This window comes from Streptomyces albireticuli (assembly GCF_021228125.1).
GTDB classification, from domain to species: domain Bacteria; phylum Actinomycetota; class Actinomycetes; order Streptomycetales; family Streptomycetaceae; genus Streptomyces; species Streptomyces albireticuli.
Window position 1 is genome coordinate 457,741 of sequence record NZ_JAJQQS010000002.1, and the last position, 23,374, is coordinate 481,114.

At 73.7% G+C, this 23,374-nt stretch carries 21 protein-coding genes and 3 tRNA genes; 19 read left to right on the forward strand and 5 right to left on the reverse strand.

Features of this window, described 5'->3' with window-relative positions; genetic code table 11:
• Both dnaG and LUZ64_RS02205 read left to right on the forward strand, forming a co-directional pair.
• Complete coding sequence (gene dnaG, locus LUZ64_RS02200) at nt 1-1,920, forward strand: DNA primase (protein ID WP_095578628.1); 1,920 nt, start codon at nt 1-3, stop codon at nt 1,918-1,920.
• 813 nt (nt 1,921-2,733) lie between these two features.
• Nucleotides 2,734-3,948, forward strand: coding sequence for an RNA polymerase sigma factor (locus LUZ64_RS02205; RefSeq protein WP_232390120.1), 1,215 nt, complete (start codon nt 2,734-2,736; stop codon nt 3,946-3,948).
• A 49-nt stretch (nt 3,949-3,997) separates the two neighbouring features.
• Here LUZ64_RS02205 and LUZ64_RS02210 read toward each other — a convergent pair whose 3' ends face one another.
• On the reverse strand, nt 3,998-5,422 hold the full coding sequence (locus LUZ64_RS02210) for an FGGY family carbohydrate kinase (protein ID WP_095583350.1): 1,425 nt from the start codon (nt 5,420-5,422) through the stop codon (nt 3,998-4,000).
• Nucleotides 5,423-5,463: 41 nt separating this feature from the next.
• Nucleotides 5,464-5,751 carry a hypothetical protein gene (locus LUZ64_RS02215; RefSeq protein ID WP_095583351.1) on the reverse strand — a complete coding sequence of 96 codons (288 nt, stop codon included), beginning with the start codon at nt 5,749-5,751 and terminating at the stop codon, nt 5,464-5,466.
• A gap of 210 nt (nt 5,752-5,961) precedes the next feature.
• Between LUZ64_RS02215 and LUZ64_RS02220 the strand changes: the two genes are divergently transcribed.
• From LUZ64_RS02220 to LUZ64_RS02270, 11 genes are all read left to right on the forward strand, one after another.
• A tRNA-Asn gene (locus tag LUZ64_RS02220) sits at nt 5,962-6,034 on the forward strand.
• A gap of 5 nt (nt 6,035-6,039) precedes the next feature.
• Nucleotides 6,040-6,112, forward strand: a tRNA-Asn gene (locus LUZ64_RS02225).
• 180 nt (nt 6,113-6,292) lie between these two features.
• Nucleotides 6,293-6,369: transfer RNA gene (locus LUZ64_RS02230), tRNA-Ile, on the forward strand.
• 335 nt (nt 6,370-6,704) lie between these two features.
• Nucleotides 6,705-7,721: a PLL family lectin gene (locus LUZ64_RS02235; protein ID WP_095583352.1), complete on the forward strand. Its 1,017-nt coding sequence runs from the start codon at nt 6,705-6,707 to the stop codon at nt 7,719-7,721.
• Between the two features lie 107 nt (nt 7,722-7,828).
• Entirely contained in the window at nt 7,829-8,110 is a 282-nt protein-coding gene (locus tag LUZ64_RS02240; RefSeq protein ID WP_095583353.1) for a hypothetical protein, read from the forward strand.
• 94 nt (nt 8,111-8,204) lie between these two features.
• Nucleotides 8,205-9,038: a DUF6065 family protein gene (locus LUZ64_RS02245; protein WP_095583354.1), complete on the forward strand. Its 834-nt coding sequence runs from the start codon at nt 8,205-8,207 to the stop codon at nt 9,036-9,038.
• A 432-nt stretch (nt 9,039-9,470) separates the two neighbouring features.
• Nucleotides 9,471-11,318: an NHL repeat-containing protein gene (locus LUZ64_RS02250; protein ID WP_095583355.1), complete on the forward strand. Its 1,848-nt coding sequence runs from the start codon at nt 9,471-9,473 to the stop codon at nt 11,316-11,318.
• 292 nt (nt 11,319-11,610) lie between these two features.
• Nucleotides 11,611-12,621 carry a glycosyltransferase family 4 protein gene (locus LUZ64_RS02255; protein ID WP_372471998.1) on the forward strand — a complete coding sequence of 337 codons (1,011 nt, stop codon included), beginning with the start codon at nt 11,611-11,613 and terminating at the stop codon, nt 12,619-12,621.
• A 305-nt stretch (nt 12,622-12,926) separates the two neighbouring features.
• Nucleotides 12,927-13,316 carry a thioredoxin gene (trxA, locus tag LUZ64_RS02260; RefSeq protein ID WP_095583802.1) on the forward strand — a complete coding sequence of 130 codons (390 nt, stop codon included), beginning with the start codon at nt 12,927-12,929 and terminating at the stop codon, nt 13,314-13,316.
• Nucleotides 13,309-13,905 carry a histidine phosphatase family protein gene (locus LUZ64_RS02265; protein WP_095583803.1) on the forward strand — a complete coding sequence of 199 codons (597 nt, stop codon included), beginning with the start codon at nt 13,309-13,311 and terminating at the stop codon, nt 13,903-13,905. Before trxA ends, LUZ64_RS02265 begins: the two co-directional genes overlap by 8 nt.
• Before the next feature lie 155 nt (nt 13,906-14,060).
• Entirely contained in the window at nt 14,061-14,486 is a 426-nt protein-coding gene (locus LUZ64_RS02270) for an OsmC family protein (RefSeq protein WP_087928244.1), read from the forward strand.
• Between the two features lie 96 nt (nt 14,487-14,582).
• On the opposite strand, the gene LUZ64_RS02275 is transcribed toward LUZ64_RS02270, so the two are convergent.
• Complete coding sequence (locus LUZ64_RS02275) at nt 14,583-15,146, reverse strand: class F sortase (protein WP_095583804.1); 564 nt, start codon at nt 15,144-15,146, stop codon at nt 14,583-14,585.
• Between the two features lie 345 nt (nt 15,147-15,491).
• A complete protein-coding gene (locus tag LUZ64_RS02280) occupies nt 15,492-16,103 on the reverse strand; it encodes a hypothetical protein (protein ID WP_232390119.1) in 612 nt (203 codons plus the stop codon).
• A gap of 172 nt (nt 16,104-16,275) precedes the next feature.
• Here LUZ64_RS02280 and LUZ64_RS02285 point away from each other — a divergent pair, with 172 nt between their 5' ends.
• From LUZ64_RS02285 to LUZ64_RS02295, 3 genes are all read left to right on the forward strand, one after another.
• Nucleotides 16,276-16,998 carry an ABC transporter ATP-binding protein gene (locus LUZ64_RS02285; protein ID WP_095581814.1) on the forward strand — a complete coding sequence of 241 codons (723 nt, stop codon included), beginning with the start codon at nt 16,276-16,278 and terminating at the stop codon, nt 16,996-16,998.
• 326 nt (nt 16,999-17,324) lie between these two features.
• Nucleotides 17,325-19,166 (forward strand): DUF6297 family protein, encoded by a 1,842-nt coding sequence (locus LUZ64_RS02290; protein WP_232390118.1) that lies wholly within the window; start codon nt 17,325-17,327, stop codon nt 19,164-19,166.
• Between the two features lie 134 nt (nt 19,167-19,300).
• Nucleotides 19,301-19,813 (forward strand): isochorismatase family protein, encoded by a 513-nt coding sequence (locus LUZ64_RS02295; protein ID WP_232390117.1) that lies wholly within the window; start codon nt 19,301-19,303, stop codon nt 19,811-19,813.
• A gap of 357 nt (nt 19,814-20,170) precedes the next feature.
• On the opposite strand, the gene LUZ64_RS02300 is transcribed toward LUZ64_RS02295, so the two are convergent.
• Nucleotides 20,171-20,599, reverse strand: coding sequence for a MarR family winged helix-turn-helix transcriptional regulator (locus LUZ64_RS02300; protein WP_095579092.1), 429 nt, complete (start codon nt 20,597-20,599; stop codon nt 20,171-20,173).
• Between the two features lie 88 nt (nt 20,600-20,687).
• Here LUZ64_RS02300 and LUZ64_RS02305 point away from each other — a divergent pair, with 88 nt between their 5' ends.
• The 3 genes from LUZ64_RS02305 (at nt 20,688) to LUZ64_RS02315 (ending at nt 23,166) form a co-directional block, all read left to right on the forward strand.
• On the forward strand, nt 20,688-21,707 hold the full coding sequence (locus LUZ64_RS02305; protein ID WP_095579091.1) for an NADP-dependent oxidoreductase: 1,020 nt from the start codon (nt 20,688-20,690) through the stop codon (nt 21,705-21,707).
• A gap of 56 nt (nt 21,708-21,763) precedes the next feature.
• Entirely contained in the window at nt 21,764-22,192 is a 429-nt protein-coding gene (locus tag LUZ64_RS02310) for an organic hydroperoxide resistance protein (protein WP_095579090.1), read from the forward strand.
• Nucleotides 22,193-22,362: 170 nt separating this feature from the next.
• Nucleotides 22,363-23,166 carry an EI24 domain-containing protein gene (locus LUZ64_RS02315; protein WP_095579089.1) on the forward strand — a complete coding sequence of 268 codons (804 nt, stop codon included), beginning with the start codon at nt 22,363-22,365 and terminating at the stop codon, nt 23,164-23,166.
• The last annotated feature ends 208 nt before the right edge of the window (nt 23,167-23,374 follow it).

The window sequence follows — 23,374 nt, forward strand, 5'->3', positions numbered from 1 at the left end:
GTGGCAGGACGGATCAACGATGACGACGTGAAGGCGGTCCGGGACGCGGTCCCGATCGACGCCGTCGTTTCCGAGTACCTCCAGTTGCGCAACGCCGGCGGCGGCAATCTCAAGGGCCTCTGCCCCTTCCACGACGAGAAGTCCCCGTCCTTCCAGGTCAGCCCGGCCAAGGGGCTCTTCTACTGCTTCGGCTGCCAGGAGGGCGGGGACACCGTCGACTTCGTGATGAAGATCGACCACCTCTCCTTCGCCGAGACCATCGAGCGGCTCGCCTCCCAGGCCGGCATCACCCTGCGCTACGAGGAGGGCGGCTACACCCCCGGCCGCCAGCAGGGCGAGCGCATCCGCCTGGTCGAGGCCCACAAGCACGCCGCGAAGTTCTTCGTGGATCAGCTCGACAGTCCCGAGGCGGAGATCGGCCGGAAGTTCCTCGCGAGCCGCGGCTTCGACCAGGCCGCCGCCCAGCACTTCGGCGTCGGCTACAGCCCGGCCGGCTGGGACCACCTCACCCGCTTCCTGCGCGGCAAGGGCTTCAGCGACAAGGAGCTGATCCTCTCCGGCCTCGCCCAGGACAGCCGCAACGGCCGGCCCATCGACCGCTTCCGCGGCCGTCTGATGTGGCCCATCCGCGACATCACCGGCGAGGTCATCGGCTTCGGCGCCCGCAAGCTCCGCGACGACGACAACGGCCCGAAGTACCTCAACACCCCCGAGACGCCGCTCTACCGCAAGTCCCAGGTCCTCTACGGCATCGACCTCGCCAAGAAGGACATCGCCAAGAGCAGCCGCGCCGTCGTCGTCGAGGGCTACACCGACGTCATGGCCTGCCACCTGGCCGGGGTCACCACCGCCATCGCCACCTGCGGCACCGCGTTCGCGGGCGACCACATCAAGATCCTCCGCCGGCTGCTGATGGACAACTCCGGCGCGAAGGTGATCTTCACCTTCGACGGTGACTCCGCCGGCCAGCGCGCGGCCCTGCGGGCCTTCGAGGACGACCAGAAGTTCGCCGCCAGCACGAAGATCGCCGTCAGCCCCGGCGGGATGGACCCCTGTGAGCTCCGTCTCGCCGAGGGCGACGACGCGGTGCGGCGGCTGGTCGAGGAGAGCACCCCGCTCTTCGAGTTCGCGATCCGCTCCGTGGTCGGCCGGCACGTCGTCGACGAGCCCGAGGGCCAGGCCGCGGCGCTGGAGGAGGCCGCGCCCATCGTGGCGAACATCAAGGACCCCTCCATCCGGCACCAGTACGCCGTGCGGCTCGCGGGTCTGCTCGGCATCCTCGACACCCAGTTCGTCGTCATGCGCGTGGGCCAGCTGGCCCGCTGGGCGCGGGAGCGCGGCTCCCAGCAGCGCTCCGGCGCCCGGGGCGGGGCCCAGGCCCCGGCGCGGGCGGCGGGGGCCGCACAGGGCCCGGCAGGTCCCGCGCAGGCCCTCCGGGGGCCCGCGCTCAACCTCCGCAGCCCCGTCGCGCTCACCGAGCGCGAGCTGCTCAAGCTCGCCCTCCAGCGCCCCGAGCTGGTCGCCCCCGCCTTCGACGCCTACGGCGAGGACGAGTTCACCGCCGCGCCGTACGTCCTCGTGCGCCGCGCCATCGAGGAGGCGGGCGGCGTCACCGCCGCCACCGACGGCTACCTCGCGCGCGTGCGCGACGTGGCGCCCGACGACACCGTCCGCTCCCTCATCACCGAGCTCGCCGTCGAGGCCATCCGCAACAAGAACGTGGACGAGGTCTACGCGGGCATCCAGCTCGTCCAGGTCCGCCTGCGGGCCGTCGAGCGCCGCATCCAGGAGGTCCAGGGCAGCCTGATCCGCCTGGGCAGCCAGGCCGCGCCCGACCACCTGTCCGCCGTGCAGAACGAACTCTGGGTCCTGGAGCAGTACGGCCGCGCCCTCAAGGACCGAGGCGCCGCGGCACTCTGACGGGCCGGGCCGCGGGGTCTGCCGGGGGAGTGCTGTGCTCCGACCGCCCGTGTCGCCGGGCTCTGCCGGGGGTGCTGTTCCCCGGCCGCCCGGGCTTCCGGGCTCCGCCGGGGGAGCGTCGCTCCCTGACCATCCGGGCTTCTGGGTGCTGCTGGGAGTGCTGTTTCCCGACCGCCTGGGCTTCTGGGTTCCGCTGGGGGAGTGTCGCTCTCCGACCGCCTGGGCTTCTGGGTTCCGCTGGGGGAGTGTCGCTCTCCGACTACCCGGGCTTCCGGGCTTCGCCGGGGGCGTCGCGCTCCCACTGCCCGGGCCGCCCGGCCCACCGACGGCCCCCACCGTCCTTCGGGTCGCCCGGGTCACGCGGTCGCACCGGTACGGGCCGAGCCCGTACGGGCCGCACAGGCCGGGCCGCGCGGGTCCGCCCCACGGGCACGTCGTCCGGCCCGTCGGCGGCGGCCGTATCGTGCCGTCCCGCCTCCGTGCGGCCCCGCGCGGCCCCGGGCCCGCCCGACACGAGCCGTCACCTCCCGCCCGTCCCGCCGGGGCGGAACCCCGCCGCCCGGCCGTCGAAGCCGCCGGTGGCACCGCCCCTCCGGTCGCCGTGCCGCGGGATCCGCGGTTCCGTTCCGTGACCGCCGGTCACGGAACGGACTCAGAAAGTACCCGCACGCCCCTCGTGGCGGGCCCGCGTCGTACCCCACACTGGTGGGCGGTGCCTGAGTCCTCGGAGCGCGGCAGGCCCGGCCGCAGGGACCCGGAACCCTCCGCGAAGCCGCACGTGATCCATGGGACGGCGGTGGCCCGGCCACCGCCGTGCCCTCTCGTTCTGCCATCACAGCAGCGATCACCTTGGAGGTCGCCCCCGTGCAGACCCGGACGCCCACCCGGCCCCAGACACCGCCCCTGCCGACCGCCCAGCCGGTGCCGGCCGTGCCCCAGCAGGCCGAGCCCCCCGCGGCCGAGCGCCTGCCCGCCGACGCCCCGCCCGGCGCCGACCCGCCACCGGAGCCACGCCCGGCCGCCCGCCGGAGCGGCGCGGTGACCCCGGCACCGGACGCCGACGCCGACCCGGACCCCGCCGAGCGCGCCGCCGACGCCGCCCGCGCGGACACCAGCGGCCCCTCCTCCGACCTCTTCCGCCAGTACCTCCGCGAGATCGGCCGGATCCCGCTGCTCTCGGCCGCCGAGGAGGTCGAACTCGCCCGCTGCGTCGAGGCCGGCCTCTTCGCGGAGGAGAAGCTCGGCAGCACCCCCGACCTCGACTCCCAGCTCGCCGTCGACCTCGACCGCCTGGTCGTCCTCGGCCGGATGGCCAAGCGCCGGCTCATCGAGGCGAACCTGCGGCTGGTCGTCTCCGTCGCCAAGCGCTACATCGGCCGCGGCCTGACCATGCTCGACCTCGTCCAGGAGGGCAACCTCGGGCTCATCAGGGCCGTCGAGAAGTTCGACTACGCCCGCGGCTACAAGTTCTCGACGTACGCGACCTGGTGGATCCGCCAGGCCATGTCCCGCGCCCTCGCCGACCAGGCCCGCACCATCCGGGTCCCCGTGCACGTCGTCGAGCTCATCAACCGCGTGGTCCGGGTCCAGCGCCGGATGCTCCAGGAACACGGCTACGAACCCACCGCCGAGGAGGTCGCCGCCCAGCTCGACCTCACCCAGGAGCGGGTGAGCGAGGTCCTGCGGCTCGCCCAGGAGCCCGTCTCGCTGCACGCGCCCGTCGGCGAGGAGGACGACGTCGCCCTCGGCGACCTCATCGAGGACGGCGACGCCGCCTCACCCGTCGAATCGGCCGCCTTCCTGCTGCTCCGCGAGCATCTGGAGGCCGTCCTGTCGACGCTCGGCGAGCGCGAGCGCAAGGTCGTGCAGCTGCGGTACGGGCTGGTCGACGGCCGGCCGCGCACCCTGGAGGAGATCGGCAGGATCTTCGGCGTCACCCGGGAGCGCATCCGCCAGATCGAGTCCAAGACCCTCAACAAGCTCCGCGACCACGCCTTCGCCGACCAGCTGCGCGGCTATCTCGACTGACGCGCCGGCCGCCGGGCGCACCGCCCCCGCGAGGACGGCCGCGAAGGCCCTACTGGAACGCGCCGGGGTGGGTCTGCTCGCGCACCGTCGTGTACTGCTGCCGCACCGCCTGGCCCACCGGCATGTCCTCGCCCGGCTCGAACGCCTGACCGGCCCCCGCGGGCCACAGTGGGGGCTGCCGCGGGGACAGCGTGCCGTGCTGCACGCCGAGCGCCCACGCCGCCTGCCGGGCCGCGCCCAGCGCCGCGTAGTCCGCGGGCTGCGGGACGACGACCTGCGCGCCGAACAGCTGCGGAGCCACCGCCTGCACGGCGGGCAGCTCCGCGGCGGCGCCCAGCAGGAACACCCGGCGCACCTGGACGCCGCGCGAGCGCAGCACGTCCAGGGCGTCCGCGAGGCCGCACAGCATGCCCTCGAAGGCCGCCCGCGCCAGATGCTCCGGCTTCATGCTCTCGCGCCGCAGCCCGGCCAGGGTGCCCGCCGTGTGCGGCAGGTGCGGGGTCCGTTCGCCCTCCAGGTACGGCAGCAGCACCAGCCCGTACGCCCCCGGCGAGGACCGCAGCGCCAGCTCCGACAGGCCCGCCAGGTCCGTGCCCAGCAGCTCCGCCGTGCCGCGCAGCACCCGCACGGCGTTGAGCGTGTGCACCACGGGCAGGTGCATGCCGGTCGCGTCGGCGAAGGAGGTGATGGTGCCCGTGGGGTCCACGAGCGCCTCGTGGTGCACGGCGAAGACCGAGCCGGAGGCCCCGAGCGAGACCACCGCGTCACCGAGGCCGACGCCGAGCCCGAAGGCCGCCGCCATCGTCTCGCCCGTGCCCGCGGAGATCAGCAGGCCCTCGGGGGTGTGCCCGGCGGGCTCGGCGGGCGCCAGCACGTCCGGCAGCGTCACCTGCCGGCCCAGCGCCAGCTCCACGAGGTCGGGCCGCCAGGAGCCGGTCGCCGCCGACCAGTAGCCCGTCGCGGAGGCGTCACCGCGGTCCGTCGTGCGCCGCGCGGGCCGGCCCAGCAGCTGCCACACCAGCCAGTCGTGCGGCTGGAGCACGGCCGCCGTCCGGCGGGCCGCCTCCGGCTCGTTCCGCGCCAGCCAGCGCAGCTTCGCCACCGTCTGCCCGGCCTGCGGCACCGAACCCACGGCCTGCGCCCACGCGGCCCGGCCGCCCAGCGCGTCGGTGAGGTCGGCGGCGGAGGGCTGCATCCGCTTGTCGTTGCCCAGCAGGGCCGGCCGGACGAGCACCCCGCCCGCGTCCAGGGTCAGCATGCCCTGCTGCTGCGCCGAGACGCCGATGGCCTGGACGCCCTCCAGCAGCCCCCCGGCGGCCGCCTCGCCGAGTGACATCAGCCACGCCTGCGGATCACCCTCGGAGGTCGTGGGGTGCGGGGCGTACCCCTGCCGGAGCACGGCCCCGGTGTCCGCGTCGCAGACGACGATGCGCGTGCTCTCGGTGGAACTGTCCAGTCCGGCGACTATGCCCATGCGGTGATGATGCCAAACTCCGGCCGACCGCCCGCCACCGGTCAGGTGTTGCTCGTCCCCCAGTCGTCCTCGGTGGCCGCGCGCTGCTCGCGCAGCGAGCGGACCCGCTCGCTCACCGGCCCCGGCAGGCGGTCACCGACCCGGTCGAGGGCCCGGGAGGCGAGGGCCCGGCCGTTCTGCGCGGCGGACTCCGCCGTATTGCGCACCGCCGGGTTCTGGGCGACCCGCTGCGCCCCCTTGCGCAACTGCTCGTACCGCTCGCGGCCGGCCCGCGTGCCGAGCACGTACCCGACGGCTGCTCCGATGATGAACGTCAGCCGGTAGCGCATCGCGCTCCATCCTTCCCTCGGATCCCTCGTGCCCCACACGTCATCGCGGGGGCCGCCGGGCTGTGCTCCGCGCCTACCCGCCGGGTGCGAAGGTCACTCCCGGGGCACCGATTGGCGGAGCACCCCCCTGCTTGCGCTAATGTATGTGTCGCAGCGAGCGCACGCCGCCCGGAACCCCGGTCGACAGTGCATTCGAGGCAACCGCAGCAATCCCCTGTAGCTCAATTGGCAGAGCAGCCGACTGTTAATCGGCAGGTTACTGGTTCGAGTCCAGTCGGGGGAGCGCGATCCTCTGTAGCTCAATTGGCAGAGCAGCCGGCTGTTAACCGGCAGGTTACTGGTTCGAGTCCAGTCGGAGGAGCAAACGGAGAAGGACCCCGGAAGGGGTCCTTTTTTCGTACCCGGAGGGAACCATCCGGTCGTGATCGAAGTCCTCATGGTCAGGTCGGTCACGCAATGCGGACCCTCAGGGGCAGCAGATCGTATGAGCGGCTATGCTGCGGCAGACGGCGCGCACAGATGTGCGCGACGCGCCGTGAACGGGGCGGTAGCTCAGCCGGTTAGAGCAGCGGACTCATAATCCGTCGGCCGTGGGTTCGAGTCCCACCCGCCCCACCACGCGGCAGCAGTGCAGAAACGATCTGTCCTGCTCTTACGACGCCCTGGCCGGTTCCGACCGGCCGGGGCGCCGTGCTGTCCGGGGGCTTCCGTAGCCCGTTCCCCGGTCCGGTGGCCCGTCCCGTGTGCCCCGCTCGCCGCACGAGGCCCGCTCGTGGCGCGGTCGATCTCCGCCGGAACGGCCGGAATGATGCGCATCACTTTCGTTGGCATACCTTCGCCCGCTATGCCGCAGTCCTACCGTTGTGCCGGCACCTGAGCACACCGGCACGTTCCGTACATCCCACGCGCGTGCGCGGATTCCTCGCACGCCTCGCGGAACAGGAAGGACGCACATGGTCGCACCTTCGACCCCGGGCCGGGCCTGGGCGGAGTGGGTAAAGATCGGCGGTGACATCGTCGGCCGGCCCTCCGTCACGCTCAACGCCGACAACCGGCTCCAGGTCTTCGCGCAGGGCGTGGACAACGCCCTGTGGTCCGCGTGGCAGACCCGCGACGGTCTCGCCTGGAGCGCGTTCACCACGTTGGGCGGCGGGACGCTCGACATACCCGCGCCGGTCCGGCGGCGTGACGGCCGGATCCTCGTCGCCGTCCGCGGCCTGGCGGGCGACGTGTGGTTCCGCGCGCACGGCGTCATCGACGGCGCCTTCGAGGACTGGGACAAGCTCGGCGGTCAGATCGTCGGTGCCCCGGCGGCGGCCGTCGGGGGCTCGGGACGGGTCGAGCTGTTCGCCCGCGGCCTCGACGACGCCATGTGGCACATCCGGCAGACCGGTGCCGACGGCGGCTGGTCCGACTGGCGGAGCCTCGGCGGCGCCACCACGACCACCCCGCTGAGCGCCTCGCTCGACGGCTTCGGCAAGCTGCACTACTTCCACAAGGGGCTGGACAACGACCTCTACGACCGGGCCAGGAACGCCCACGGCGGCGACTGGGGCCCGTACACCAAGATCGTCACCAATATCGGCGGCCCACCGGTCGCGGTCCTCGCCGCCGACGACCGCCTCGACGTCCACTTCCGCGGCACGGACAACGCGGTGTGGCACATCCCGCAGCGGGAGGACGGCGGCTGGGGCGCGCTGAAGAGCCTCGGCGGCGAGGTCGTCGGCGATCCGGCACCCGTCGTCGGCCCCGACGGGCGCGTGCACGTCTTCGCGCGCGGTACGGACAACGCGCTCTGGTACGCGGTGCAGGGCGCCGTGGGCGACCCCGTCTCCTTCAGCGACTTCGCGTCGCTGGGCGGAACCCTGACCTCCGGCCCCGTCGCGATCCTCGACGGCCAGGGCCGGATCGAGGTCCTCGCGCGCGGTACGGACAACGCGGTGTGGGTCAGGCACCAGAAGTTCACGTGATCACGGGCCGCGAGCGGTGCTCGTGAGGGTGCCGGGCTCCGGGAGCAAGGCGCACGAGGGTCACGCACGGGCGTGGCTCGTCCTCGGTTCTGCGAACGGAAGGTGCTATGGCCGACGAGACGGACAGGGGAGCCCACCCACCGGAGGACTCCGCGCCGGAGGGCCTGGGATCCCAGGAGACCCAGGGGTCCCCGGAGGCCCAAGGGGGCCAGGAGATACAGCCGCAGTCCAGGTTCTTCTACGGCGGCTGGATCAAACTGCCGGGCATCTACACGCCCCCGCCGCAACCACAGCCCGCGCCCCCGCCGGTGGTCCCGCCCGTGGCCCCGCCGGTGGTCCCGCCCGTGGGCCCCGGGCCGACGACTCCGGGGCCCACTGATCCGCCGTAGCCCCGCAACGGACGGCCCGGTACCCGGCAGCGGCCGGAGACCCGTCCGGGCCGGCGACCGTGCCGGTCCGGACGGCCACTCTGGAGGTGGTCAGTTGAGCTCCGCGGAGCACCGCGAACCGGAACCCGCCATGGTGGCCTACCGGCTGCCGGACACTCCGGACATGCCCCTCGTCGTGGCGTCGGACCGGCGGGACTGGCTGGACCGCCCGACCCTCCGGCACGCCTACGGGTGCCTTCCCCTGCGCATCGCCAACCAGAACGGCTGGTGGATCCTCAACGACAGCACGTTCACGGTGCGCTGGAACGGCGGCGACACGAGGGAGGACCTGAGCGTCCGTTACCGCGGGGAGCACGTCTCCGGATCGGCCGTGAGCCATTTCGGGCATGGCATCCTGACCTTTCACGTGCCCTATCTGATCCGGACGTCGCCGGGCTGGAACCTGCTCGTCCGGGGCCCGGCGAACGCCCCGAAGGACGGGGCGTGCCCGCTGGAGGGGCTTGTGGAGACCGACTGGGCAGTGGCCACGTTCACCATGAACTGGAAGATCACCCGGCCCGGCGCCGACATCACCTTCGCGGCGGGCGAACCCGTGCTCACGCTCGTACCCCAGCGGCGCGGCGACCTGGAGCGCGTACGCCCCCGGCGCGCACCGCTCGCCCGCATGCCGGACGCCGACGACTACCGGGCCTGGCGACAGAGCCGCGGCGACCTCCTGGACGCCGCCGCGCGGGGCGACCCGTCCGCCGCGTCCGCGTGGCAGCGCCACTACCTGAGAGGCACACATCCGGCCACGACGCGGTCTTTCCCCGAGCATCAGCGCGTCCTCCGGCTGCGTGACGTCACGGAGGCCGAGGGCGAGGAGGGAGGCGGCGCGGTGGGCCGGCCCGTCGCCGGTGACGTCCGGGGCCCGGACGTCCCGCCGTGACGGGTCCGTCTGACGGGTCCCGGCCATAGGGCGCCGCTCCGGCGCGGGGGCCGAGGTGAGAGATGGGGCCGGGGTCGCGTCGTGCGGCGCGCAGGAGGACGGCGGAATGCCCGTGCGGTGTGCGAGTGGCATGTGCCGTCGTCTGATGCGGTGTCCGACAGGCCACCCAGGTGGCAGGGAATGGTTCCCGCCCGCGTACGCCCCCTTGTGCGGTGGGCCGGTCCCGGGCAGCCTTGTCCGGCACCGCAAAGGCCATATCATCACTCTTTTCATTAATAGATGTGAATTGAGTGGATGATGCAGATATGCCCGATAGTGGAAGGACGGTTGCTGTGACCGATCTCGAAGCCACGCGTCGTGGCGCATACGGAAGGCGGGCGGGGGAGCCGAAGGGCTCGTACGCCGCCGGGAACGGGCGGGGAGGGTCCGGCGATGAGTGAGCCCACCGTCGTCCCGATCGACACGGTCGCGGGAACCGTGGCCACGGGCCCCTCCGGCGAGGGCGTACCGGCCACCCAAGCCCCCCTCAACCAGCCCCGCGGTGTCGCGGTGGACGCCGCCGGCAACGTCTACATCGCCGAGTACGACGGCAACCGGGTGCGAAGGGTGGACGGGCAGACGCTGAGGATCACCACGGTCGCGGGCGGTGGCGCGTCCTTAGGCGACGGCGGGCAGGCCGTCGCCGCGCTCCTCCAGAAGCCCTGCGGTGTCGCGGTGGATCCCGCCGGCGACACCCTCTACATCGCCGACACCTACCAGCACCGGGTGCGGAAGGTGGACCTGCGGACCGGTGTGATCAGCACGGTGGCGGGCACCGGGTCCGGGGGCTTGTCGGGTGACGGTCAGGCCCTCGGCGTCACCCTCCACTACCCCACCGGTGTCGCGGTGGACCCCGCCGGGAACGTCTACGTCGCCGACCGCAACAACCAGCAGGTGCGGAAGCTGGACGTACAGGCGCGGACGCTCACCAAGGTGGCGGGCACGGGGGCCGTGGGCACCTCCGGTGAGGACGTCCTGGCCGCCACCGCCGCGCTCAGCGGTCCCTCCGGTGTCGCGGTGGATTCCGCGGGCAACCTCTACATCGCCGAGGACGGCAACAACCGGGTGCGGGTGGTGAACGCGGCGGGCCGCATCACCACCGTGGCGAGCGGCCTCAACTACCCCACCGGTGTCGCGGTGGACTCCGTCGGCAACCTCTACATCGCCGACCGCAACCACCACCGGGTGCGGAAGGTGGACGCGCAGGGCGCCGTCACGGTGGTGGCGGGTACCGGTACGGGCACCTTCTCCGGTGACGGCGGACCGGCCGTCGCCGCCGATCTCAACCAGCCCCGCGGTGTCGCGGTGGACCTCGACGGCAACCTGTACATCGCCGACACCGGCAACCAGCGGGTGCGGAAGGTGACGGGAATCACCGCCACGGCACGCTTCTCGGTGGCGCCCGGGGGACCGCCGGACGTGACGCTGACGCGTGCCGGTGAGACCGGCTACCCGGGTGTGCGCCTGCGCGCCGAGACGGCCGGCACGGTCCCGCCGCAGACCGTGCGGGTGGGTCTTCCCGCGGGCGCGGGCCTCCAGTTCATCGCCGAGAGCGGGGGCCGCTTCCAGCTGACCGTCCAGGACAGCGCGGGGAACCCTCCGAGGTCCTACGACGGGACGTTGTCGCCGGACGGGCAGAGGCTCATGTTCATGGGCGTCGACACGGGGCTGTCGGGGCGGGGTTCGACGTCCTCGATGTGGGTCGCGGTGCGGGCCTCCGGCAGTGCCCCGCTGGGAGACACGAGCCTGGTCTTCTTCGTGGGCCTCCGGCACTCGGCGTCCACGCCCATCCACGTGGTGGACCGCGTCAGGTTCTCGGTGACGCCCGGCGGCCCGCCGGACGTGACGCTGACGCGCGCCGACGAGATCGGCTACCCGGGCGTGCGCCTGCGCGCCGACGAGGACGGCACCGTCGGACCGCAGACCATCCGCGTGGCCCTTCCCGAGGGAAGGGGTCTCCAGTTCGTCGCCGAGCGCGGCGGCCGGTTCCAGCTGACCGTCCAGAACGCCGTGGGGAACCCTCCGGTGACCTATGACGGGACCTTGGCGCAGGACGGGCGGACGCTCGTCTTCGAAGGCGTCGATCCGGCGCTGTCGGGGCGGGGTTCGACGTCCTCGGTGTGGGTCGCGGTGCGAGCCCCCGACAGCGCCCCGCCCGGAGAGACCAACCTGCCCTTCTCGGTGGGCGGCCTGCCTTCGGAATCCACCCGCGTCCGCGTCGTGGACCCGAAGGCCAGGTGACCACGTCGTCCCGGCGGAAGGCCGTCACGGGACGCGTCCCGCCCGCGGGTTCCGGGGCCGCGGCTCCGGAACCCGCGGGCGGCACCGCCGAAGGCGTCCGCCACCCCGTCACCGCCCGTTCCCACGCCGCCCCGGCCCGGAGGGAGTACGTACGTTGGACATGGAGGCACCCCCCGGTTCGCCCAGGCCCCCTCTGATCGTTCCCGCCACGTCACGGGGCCTGTCCGTCGTGGCCCGGGTGTACGGATACCCACCGAGCCACAACGCGGGCTCCGAATGGATGCTCCATTCGATGCTCCGTCCTTTGAGCGAGCGCGGTCACCGGGTGACGGTCTGGCTTTCCCATCCGGGAGACATCGAGAAGAGTTACGACATCGACGGAGTGTGCGTCGTCCCGTACCAGGAAGGCGCCGAATTCGCCGCCGCGGCTCAGAAGGCCGACGTACTCCTGTCCCACTTCGAGAACGTCCCCCTCGTGGCGGGCCTCGCCAGAGCCCGCCGGATTCCCGTGGCGGTGATCTGCCACGACAATTTCGCCACGTCCTTCCACGACGCGGCGGGAGCCGATCTCGTGGTCTACAACAGCGAGTGGATCCGGCGGGACGGCGAGATCTTCTACGCGCAGTACCCCCGTGAATTCCTGCCCAGGAACACGATCGTCGTCCGCCCTCCCGTGATGGCGGAGGAATACCGCACCGAACCGGGCGACCGGGCGACCCTGGTGAACCTGAACGCCGACAAGGGCGGCGACCTTTTCTGGCAGGTCGCGGCGTGGACGCCGGAATGGCGGTTCCTGGGTGTCCGCGGCGCCTACGGGCAGCAGATCATGCCTCCGCCCAGGCTGCCCAACTGCGAAGTCGTCGACGGCGTCCCGGGAAAGGAGATGCGCGACCACGTCTACGCCCGGTCGCGCGTCATGCTCATGCCCAGCCTGTACGAGTCCTGGGGCCGGGTCGCGGTCGAGGCGTTCGCGTCCGGCATCCCGGTGATCGCCCACCCCACCCCCGGACTCGTCGAGTCCATGGGCGAGGCCGGGATCTTCGCCTATCGCGACGACCTCAACGCGTGGACCCACGCCCTGATGTCCTTACGGGACCCGAGAAACTGGGAGCGGGCCTCCCGCCGGGCCAAGGCCCGGTCCGACGAGCTCAGCGCGACCCCCGATCTGGACCTCTGGTGCGACGCCGTCGAATCCCTGTGCGGCGCGAGGCGGCGGAAGGGCTTCCGCCCGGGGGGCCAGCCGAAATTCAACGGGAACGGCGGCGGTCCGAGCGCCGCCGGGCAAGGGCTCAGCGCGTTGTGACGCGACGGCTCGGACGAGAGGTCACCCGTTCGGGTCCTCATCCCGGACGTGTCGTGCTCGGCAGACCCCGGCCGGTTCCGACCGGCCGGGGGCTCGTGCTTTCGGGGCGGGGGCGGGCGTGGGGGCGGTGGCCGCGCCGGAAGCCGTGCGGAGTCGTACAGAGACTCGTACGCCAGTCTGTACTGAAACCGGCGGTAGCGGGCAGGTGCCGGTCTTGTAGGAACGTGAAGGAATACGTCCCGGTGGCGGTCTGTTGCCGCTGCTGGGTCACTCGACGCCACGAGACCGGAAGCAGGTAGCGGCACATGAGCAGCAGCACGGTGGAGCTCACCAAGGACAACTTCGACGAGATCGTCTCCGGCGGCGAATTCGTGCTCATCGACTTCTGGGCCTCCTGGTGCGGCCCGTGCCGGCAGTTCGCGCCGGTCTACGAGGCCGCCGCCGAGCGCCACGGCGACCTGGTCTTCGCCAAGGTCGACACCGAGGCCCAGCCCGAGCTGGCGTCCTCCTTCGAGATCCGGTCCATCCCGACGCTGATGATCGTGCGGGACAACATCGCGGTCTTCGCCCAGCCCGGCGCCCTCCCCGAGGCCGCCCTGGAGGACGTCATCCGGCAGGCCCGCGCCCTCGACATGGACGAGGTGCGCGCCTCCGTGGCCCAGCAGCAGGCGAAGGCGCAGCCCGCCGGTGAGTGAGCTGCTCCTGATCCGGCACGGGGAGACCGAGTGGAGCCGCGCCGGACGGCACACCGGACTCACCGACATCCCCCTGACCGAGCACGGCGAGAAGCAGGCCGAGGCGCTCCGCCCGCTGCTCGCCGGGCGCACGGTCGGGCCGGTGTTCGCGAGCCCGCTGAAGCGCGCCCTGCGCACCGCCGAACTGGCGGGCCTCGACCCGCGTCCCGACCCCGACCTGCGGGAATGGGACTACGGCGGGTACGAGGGCATCAGCACCGAGGAGATCCACCGGACCCGTCCCGACTGGTACCTGTGGGACGACGGGGTCGTCCCGGGGGACGCCGGGCACCCGGGGGAGACGGCCGCCCAGGTCGGCGCCCGCGCCGACCGGGTGCTGGCCCGGATCGCCCCCTCGCTGGCGGAGCCGGCCGGCCCGGACGTCGTCCTGGTGGCCCACGCCCACTTCCTGCGGGTCCTGACGGCCCGCAGGCTCGGGCTGCCGCCCACCGCCGGGGCCCTCTTCCGGCTCGATACCGCTACGGTGAGCCGGATCGGCACCGAGCACGGCCGGCCCGCGCTGGTGGCCTGGAACCTGCCCTCGGTCTGACGCCGCCCGGTCCGGAACCCTCGCGTCGGTCGCGTCGGTCGCGGCGAGCGTGTCGGAACCGGGCCCCGGGCGGTGCCGGACCCATGATCGGGGCGGTAGCCCGACCACCCGCGGACTTCATATGATCAATTTCTTTCCGATGGAGGGATGTCCCCGTGGCCACGACCCGCACCGCGCACACCGTCTGGGAAGGTGACCTGCTCAAGGGCAGCGGCACCGTCACCTTCGACTCGTCCGGCATCGGCTCCCAGCCGGTCTCCTGGCCCTCCCGCGCCGAGCAGGCCAACGGCAAGACCAGCCCCGAGGAGCTGATCGCGGGAGCCCACTCCAGCTGCTACTCCATGGCGCTCTCGCACGGCCTGGCCGGCGCCGGCACGCCGCCCACCCGCCTGGAGACCAAGGCCGACGTCACGTTCCAGCCCGGCGAGGGCATCACCGGCATCCACCTCACCGTCCGCGCCGAGGTCCCGGGCCTGGACGCCGAGGGCTTCGCCGCGGCGGCCGAGGACGCTAAGAAGAACTGCCCGGTCAGCCAGGCGCTCACGGGTACGACGATCACGCTGACGGCTGAGCTCGTCTGAGCCGCTCGTAGCGGTTCGCAGCCGTTCGCGGCGGTTCGTACCGAGGCCGGTGGGGCTCCTTCGGGTGTCCCACCGGCCTTTGTTCATGACCTCTGTTCATGACTTCAGGGTCGCGTAGACGATCAGGTTCTCCACCGGGTGGCCGTTCGCGTCCAGGTCGCCCGCGCAGGTGACCAGGCGCAGCGCCCGTTCCGACGTCTCCCCGTAGACCTTTTTGGTCGGGAAGGCGCTCTTGCCGACCTTCTCGGTGCCCGTCACGGTGAAGCGCAGGACCTTCCCGTCGCCCCGCTCGACGTCCACGGCCGCTCCCTTGCCGACCTTCCCCAGGTCGTGGAAGACGGCCTTGCCCTCCCGGGTGTCGTTGTGCCCGATGATCACGGCGGCCCCGGGCGTTCCCGGCTTGGCGCCGCCGGTGTACCAGCCCGCCGTCATGCCCTTCCCGGGCGGCGGCACCTGCACGGTGTCGTCGCTGTTCAGACCCAGGCGCAGCAGGGCGCTGTCCACCCCGATGGACGGGATCGACACCCGCGACGGCTCCTCGGCGGAGGCGGGGGTGCCGCTGGCTTCCCCGCCGCCGGGGGTCCCGCCGGTGAGGGAGCAGCCGGTGAGGAGGGCGGCGACGGCGAGGAGGAGGGTGGCGGCGAGGGTTCTGGTGCGCATGGGGGTCACGCTAGGGAGGTGGGATGGGGGTGCGCTTCGGGTAAACGGCCGGTTCGGTCTCGGCCTAAAGGAGGAGGGGTGGGGTTTGGTGGGTGGGGGTGCGGATGCGGTTGCGGGGTGGGGGTGCGGAGTGGGGGTGCCGCTGCGCGGGGCCCTTCCCCAGCCCCGCCCCTTCCCGAAACCGGGGCTCCGCCCCGGACCCCGGAACCGGGCGAATTCAGCCCGGCCGGCGTTTGAGGCCACCGCGCGGAGCGCGGAAAGGGGGCCCGGGGGCGGAGCCCCCGGTTACGGGAAGGGGCGGGTAGGGGATAAGGCCCCGCGCAGCGGCACCCCCACCCGCACCCGCTACGCCACGCGAACCCGCTGCAGCAACCCCCACGTGAACTCCGCCACATAAGCCCCCCGCACCCCACCCGCGTCCGGCCCCGAGAACCCCAGCCCCCACCGCGTCGGCGCCGTCCCCTCCATCGGCCGTGCCGGCGCGAACGCCCGCGCCACCTCGTCGACCGTGCACGACCACGGCCGCAGGTCCTCGACCGTACGGAGCGTGGGTGCGTGGGCGCCCGGGGCGCGGACCAGCCATTCGTTCCAGACGGCGCCGCCGGGTGCCGAGAGGACCTCGAAGCGCAGGTCGGGCCAGAGCGGCACGCGCCACGTCGCCGCGTCGAAGACGAGGTCGCCGACGCGCCGCTCGCCCGTGGTCTCCGGCGGGCCGAGCACCGAGCGGTAGCGCGTACCGGCGCCCCGGGTCTTCGGCGAACGCACCGCGGCCTGCCAGCGGCGGTTCGCCTCCCGCATCGTCGTGCGGTCGACGCCCAGCTCGCGCAGGGCGTCCTCGACCAGTTCCGGGTGGTGGTCGGCCATCCGCCGCAGCAGGACGAGCTGGAACCACAGGGGGCCGGAGACAGGGCCGGAGGCGGGAGTGGACCCGGACAACGGGTCGGGCGCTGCGCTCATGCGTGCCATCGTCGCGCATCCCCGCGCCCCGGACCCGCCGCCGGGTGAGGGCCGGGCGGGGACAGGGGCGAGAACCGGACAGCCGCGCCCGCCCGTGACCCCGCCCCTGAACGTCCGTTCGCCCCGGTTCGTTAGGGTCGGGGACGTCAAGATCACCACATACGGAGGCCCGATGGCCGCGCAGGGCGACCCCGCCGCGACCCCGACCACCCCGCCGCTCCTCCGCCTGCGCGGGGTCGGCCGCGTCTACGGGGAACGGCACGCGCTGCACCCCCTCGACCTCGACCTCGAACCCGGCACCTGCACGGCCCTCTTCGGTCACAACGGCTCCGGCAAGTCCACGCTGCTGCGCATCGCGAGCGGCCGTGACACCCCGACCACCGGCAGCGCCCTCTTCGCCGGCCGCCCGGTCTCCGAGGACGACCCGGAGGTGCGGGCCAGGGTGGCCGTCGTCGGCGACACCGTGGCCACCTATCCCGACCTGACCGTGCGCGAGCACCTCGAACTGGTCACCGTCGCCCACGCGGTGGACGACGCGCAGGCGTGGATCGACCACGTCCTCGCCGACCGCCGCCTGTCCGATCACGCCCGCGCGCTGCCCGGCTCGCTCTCCTCCGGCCAGCTCCAGTCGCTGCTGCTGGCCGCCGCGCTCGTACGCCCCCGTGACCTCCTCGTCCTGGACGAGCCCGAACAGCGCCTCGACCCCGACGCCCGGATCCGCCTCGCCGAGCTGCTGACCGGTGAGAAGGAGGACGGCGTGGCGGTCCTGCTCGCCACCCACCAGGCGGACCTGGCCGAGGCGGTCGCGGACCGGATGATCGCGCTGGAGGACGGCCGGGTGGTGGCCGAGGGGCCGCCGTCGGAGGTCCTGGGGCGGCTGGGGCTGCGAGGGTGAGCGGGAACGAGAAGGGGTCGGAAGCCGGGCCGGCGGCCGCGTCCGTTCCGGTGCCGGCGGCCACGCCCGGGCCTGCGTCCGGTCTCATGCCCGGGCCCGCGCCTGACCTCACGTCCGGGCCGGCGTCCGGTCTCACGTCCGGGCCGACGCCCCGATCGGCGCCCGAGTCCGAGTCCGGGTCCGCGTCCGGCCTTACGTTCGGGCCCGCGCCTGACCTCATGTCCGGGCCGACGCCCCGATCGGCGCCCGAGTCCGCGTCCGAGTCCGTGTCCGGGTCCGCGTTCGGCCTTACGTCCGGGCCCGCGCCCGATCTCACGTCCGGGCCGGTGCCGCGACCGGAGCCCGTGCCCTCGCCCGCGTCCGGCCTTACGTCCGGGCCTGCGTCCGGGCCCGCGCCCGGGTCGCCGGGCGGCCAGGCGCCCGTACCCCCGCCGCGGCACCACGACCCGTCCGAGCCCGACGACGGCCCCACCTGGACCCCCGAGCCCGACGACGCCCCCACCTGGACCCCCGAGCCCGACGACGCCCCCACCTGGACCCCCGAAGACGACGACCGCACCCCCGAGACCCTCCGCTGGCTGCGCGACAAGCGCCGCGCGCACCGCCGCCGGAAGGGCCGCGACCTCGCCGTCGTCATCTACACCCTCCTGCTCGTCGTCGTCGGCTACGGCGGCGGCTACGCCTTCCACTTCATGCGCCGGGTCGAGCTCGGGGCCGATTACAGCGGGCTCGGCGCGGATCTCCAGCGCGCCTTGCCCGCGTTCTTCACGCTGGTCACCGCCGCGCTCGCGCTGTTCGCCGCCCGCGACGCGCTGTGGCGCGGGCCCGTCGTCGTGCCCGCGCCGTCCGTGGGGTGGCTGCTCGCCCAGCCCGTGCGCCGGGAGCGGGTGCTGCGGCCGTGGTTCCGGTTGTCGGCCGGGCTCGCCGTCGTCCCCGGGCTGCTCGTGGCGGCCGGGGGAGCCGTCGCGCTGCGGGTGACCGGCCTGGCCTCCCTGGGGGCCGCGCTGCTCGCCCTCCTCCCCGCCGCGCTCTGTCTGCCGCTCCTCGCCGTCTCCGTCGGCATGGCCGTCGAGCGCCGGTCCGCCCTCGCCGCGCGGGTACGCCGCCGCACGCCCCTCGCCGTCCTCGCGCTGATGCTGCTCGCCGCGCAGACCGTCCTCGCCGTTCGCGGGCACCGGTCCGTCCTCCTGGAGCGGGCGGAACTGTGGTCGGGGCCGTGGGGGTGGGCGGCCCAGCCGGTGGTCGCCGCGACCGGGGGGTCCGCGCCCGGCCGCTGGATCGCCCTCGCCGCCCTCGTCCTGCTCACCGCCGGCGGCCTCGTCCTGGGGCACCGGGACGCGGGCCGGGTGCCGACCGCGCAGCTGCGCCGGCGGGCGGCTACCGCGCAGACCGTGTCGTCCGTGATGTGGACCGTGGAGCTGAGGGCCGCCAAGCTCGCGTTGCTCGACGCGACCGGCTCCGGCCGCGTCCACCGGGCCCGGCTGCCCGCGCCGCGCTCCAAGTACCTCGTGGTGGTCTGGCGGGACGCGCTGGCGCTGCTGCGCTCGCCCGGCCGGTTCGCGAAGGCCCTGATGTGGACGGCCTGCGCCACCGCCGCGGCCGCCCTCGGCGCGGAGCTGAACGGCGGCCGGCGGACCCTGTGCGCGGTCGTCGCCCTGCTCCTGGGGTACGTGGCCGTGGGCGCCCTCGCCGAGCCCGCCCGGCTGGAGACCGACGACGTGCGGCGCGCCGCCTGGTCGCCGTTCCGGCTGCGGACGCTGATGCTCCAGCACACGGTCGTACCCGCCGTGGCGGGCGCCCTGCTGGCCCTGATGGCCGCCGTGCCGTTCGCGGTGGCGGGCGCGCCCTGGGCGCTCCTGCTCTGGCCGGTGTGCGCGGTGCCGTTCGCCGCGGCGGCGGTCTTCGCGGCGTGCCGGGGCCCGGCACGTACGAGCCTGATGTTCACCGGTGTGAGCACGCCCGTCGGGGACCCCGGGGTGCTGATCTTCCTCGCCTGGTACGCCGCCGGGCCGCTCGTGTCCGTCGGCGGTCTCGCGCTCGCCCTGGGCGCCGTGCCGCACCGGCCGGACGCGGCGGGCACGGGCGGTGTCGCCGCCGTGGCGGGGTTGCTGACGGCGGGTCTGCTGTTCTTCGCGGCCCGTTCGGCGGACCGGCTGGTGCGCCGCTGACGAACTCCCGTCCCGGGCCGGGGACATGCCGCCCCCGCCTCCTCACCGCCGCGTCGCGCAAGCTTTACCCGCCGTCATCCGTCCGGTGATCCACCGGCCCCCCGCGGCCGGGACCCGGCCGGTACCGTCTGGCCATGACGGAAATCGACCCGCGCCGCACCGCCCTGGTACTGATCGACCTGATGGAGCGCGTCGTCGCGCTGCCCCTCGCCCCGTACGGCGGGGACGAAGTGGTCCGTACCGCCGGTGAGTTGGCGCGGTCCTTCCGTGAGGCCGGGGCGCCCGTCGTGGTCGTGCGGGTCGAGCGGCCCGGCGTCGCGGAGCAGCCGCCCGGCAGCGGGCTGCCGGCCGGGGTGTCCGAGCCGGGTGACATCGAGGTCGTCAAACGGTCCGCGGGGGCGTTCCACGGCACGGACCTGGACGCGCGGCTGCGGGAGCGTGGGGTGCGGACGCTCGTCCTGGGCGGGGTCGCGACGAATCTGGGAGTGGAGTCGACGGCGCGGTCGGCCGCGGACCACGGGTACGGCCTGGTGTTCGTGGAGGACGCGATGAGCGCGCTGACGGCGGAGGAGCACCGGGCGTCGGTGACGCTGGACATGCCGCGGCTGGGGACGGTGGTGCGGGCGGGGGAGCTGCGGGTGGGATGACCTGGGATTTCCCCCTGCCCCGCCCCTTCCCGGGCCGGGGAGCCCCGGACCCCTTTGCCGCCCCCTGCCGGCCCCTTTGCCGCCCTCGGCGGTGGCTGAAGACGCCTCCTGGCCGCCGCTGCCGGTAGGCGCCATGCGCCGCCGCTGCCGGTAGGCGCCATGCGCCGCCGCTGCCGGTAGGCGCCATGCGCCGGCGGCCTCCGCGGGGCCGGGCTCCGCTCAGGCCGGCCGTGCCCGCCGGGCGGTGTTCTCACCGGGCGGCGCTCCCGCCCGGTGCGAGCGAGCGCCTCCGGCCCGGCGCTCGATGCCGCGGGCCGAGGCGGCGCCCCCCCCCGCACGTTCAGACGCGGGCGCGTCTCACGCGCCGCCCCCCAGCATCCGCTTCAGCAGGTCCCGCAGCACCGTCCGCTCCTCCGCCGACAGCCCGCCCAGCGGCTCGCGGGCGAAGCCCAGGGACTCCCGGAGCCGGGCGGCCGTGACACGGCCCTCCGAGGTCGCCGCCGCGAGCTTCACGCGGCGGTCGTCGGGGTCCGGGCGGCGCTCGACCAGGCCGCGGGACTCCAGGCGGTCGACGATGCCGGTGACGTTCGACGGCTCGCACTTCAGCTTCTGGGCGATGCGGCGCATCGGCATCGGCTCCAGCGTGAGCAGGGCCAGCACCTTCGCCTGCGCGCCGGTCAGCGAGTGCTTCGCGGCGGCCTCCTCGTACTCCTCGTGGTAGCGCGCCACGACGGTCGCGATGAGGTCGACCACTTCACGGCTGAGGGCGTCGGTTCGAGGGGTCATGACTTCAGGCTACTCCTTTGCTTGACAACATGAAATATCGAGGCGCATGGTTGTTTCAGTTCCTGAAATATCGAGGAGGCTGCGTTCCATGCCCGCAACGCCCACGACCGGCCGTGAATGGCACCTTGTCGCCCGCCCGCACGGCTGGCCGAAGCCCGAGGACTTCGCGCTGCGCGAGACGGAGATCCCTGAGCCCGGTGAGGGCCAGATCCTCGTGCGCAACATCCACCTGTCGGTCGACCCGTACATGCGCGGCCGGATGAACGACGTGAAGTCGTACGTCCCGCCGTACGAGCTCGGCGAGCCGATGCAGGGCGGCGCGGTCGGCGAGGTCGTCGCCTCCCGCTCCGACGCCTTCCAGGCCGGTGACCACGTCCTGCACGGCCTCGGCTGGCGCGAGTACGCCGTGGTCGACGCCAAGGCGGCCGTCAAGGTCGACGAGGCCGTCGCCCCGCTGCCCGCCTACCTCGGCGTGCTCGGCATGCCGGGCCTCACCGCCTACGCCGGCCTGCTGGAGGTCGCCTCCCTCAAGGAGGGCGACGTCGTCTTCGTGTCCGGCGCCGCGGGCGCGGTCGGCGGCCTCGTCGGCCAGATCGCCAAGCTCAAGGGCGCCTCGCGCGTCATCGGCAGCGCGGGCTCCGCCGAGAAGGTGAAGCTCCTGGTGGAGGAGTACGGCTTCGACGCCGCCTTCAACTACAAGGAAGGCCCGGTCGCCGAGCAGCTGAAGGAGGCCGCCCCCGACGGCATCGACGTCTACTTCGACAACGTCGGAGGCGAGCACCTGGAAGCCGCCATCAGCTCCATGAACACCCACGGCCGCATCGCGATCTGCGGCATGATCGCGCAGTACAACGCGACCGAGCCCAACCCCGCCCCGCGCAACCTCATCGCCGTCATCGCCAAGCGGCTGCGCATCGAGGGCCTGCTCGTCGCCGACCACCGCCACCTCCAGCAGCAGTTCGTGGAGGAGGTCGGGGCCTGGGTCCGCTCCGGCGAGCTCAAGTACCGCGAGACCACCGTCGAGGGCATCGAGAACACGCTCGACGCCTTCCTGGGCCTGCTGCGCGGCGAGAACACCGGAAAGATGATCGTCTCCCTTCCCGCGTGACGCTCCCGCCACCGCACCCCTCCCCACCCCCGCACCAGCCAAGGAGAACCCCTCCCATGAGCGTCCAGCCCCTCGAGGTCCTCTACACCGCCGTCGCCACCGCCGAGAACGGCCGTGACGGCCGCGTCGCCAGCGACGACGGCAAGCTCGACGTCGTCGTCAACCCGCCGAAGGAGCTCGGCGGCAGCGGCGCCGGCACCAACCCCGAGCAGCTCTTCGCCGCCGGTTACAGCGCCTGCTTCCAGGGCGCCCTCGGCGTCGTCGCCCGCCAGGAGAAGGCCGACATCTCCGGCTCGACCGTCACCGCCGAGGTCGGCCTGGGCAAGCTCCCGAACGGCGGCTTCGGCCTCAAGGTCGCCCTCTCGGCCAGCATCCCGAACGTCGACCGCGACACCGCCCTCGCGCTCGTCGAGAAGGCCCACCAGGTCTGCCCGTACTCGAACGCCACCCGAGGCAACATCGAGGTCGCGCTGACCGTCGCCTGACGGCACCACCCCCGAGCGGGCCGCCGCCTCCACGCCTTCCGGCGTGCGGGCGCCGGCCCGCCGTCGGCTCGTCGTGCTCCGGCCCGCCCGTCCGCCCGGCCGCGGCCCGTCGGAGGCCCGTCCGCGCACCCGGCGTCCGGCCCCCGCGACAGGCGGATACCCTTCCCGCCATGCGAGATCTCATGACGGGCATGACCTACCTGGCGAAAGGCCAGCGGTGGGTGGGGCGCAACCGGCGGCAGTGGGGCTTCGGGCTGCTCCCGGGCCTGGTCACGCTCGTCGGCTACGCCGCCGCGCTCGTCGCCCTCGTCTTCTGGGCGGACGACGTCGTCGACTGGGCCACGCCCTTCGCCGACGACTGGTCCTCGCCCTGGCCCGGCATCTTCCGCGGCGCGCTCACCGCGCTGTTCTTCGGCGGCGGCCTGCTGCTCGCGCTGATCTCCTTCACCGCCGTGACCCTGCTGGTCGGCCAGCCCTTCTACGAGGAGCTGTCCGAGCGGGTCGACCGGGCCGAGGGCGGCACGGCCGCCGAATCCGGGCTACCGCTCTGGCGGGAACTGTGGATCTCCGCGCGCGAGAGCCTCGCGGTCCTCGTCCGCGTCGCCCTCTGGGGCGTCCTGCTCTTCGCGCTCGGCTTCGTGCCGATCGCCGGACAGACCGTCGTCCCCGCGATCGGCTTCTGTATCTCCGGCTTCTTCCTGACCGAGGAACTCACCGCCGTCGCCCTCCAGCGCCGAGGCGTCCCCCTCCGCGAACGCCTCAGGCTGCTGCGCTCCCGCAAGCTCCTCGCGCTGGGCTTCGGCGTGCCGCTGACGCTGCTCTTCCTGGTGCCGCTCGTCGCCGTGTTCGTCATGCCCGGCGCGGTGGCCGGCGCGACGCTGCTCGTCAGGGACTTGATGGGCGAGACGCCGGCGGGTGAGGACGAACCGGAGGACCCCCGGCCGGGCCCGGACGCCGCGCCCGGCGTCGACTGAGCGCGGGGGTGGCGGCGCGTCCGGCCCGGCGAGCCGCTCCGGCGGGCCCTCGCCGCCCCTCCGGCGTCCCCGGTCGTCCCTCCCGGCTGCCCTCCGGGGCGAGCCGTCATCCGGCCGGGCGGCCCCTCGGCCCCTCGGCCTGTCGGCCTGTCGGCCTGTCGGCCTGTCGGCCCGGCACGCCTCATCGGGAGAGCGGGCCCGCCGCCGC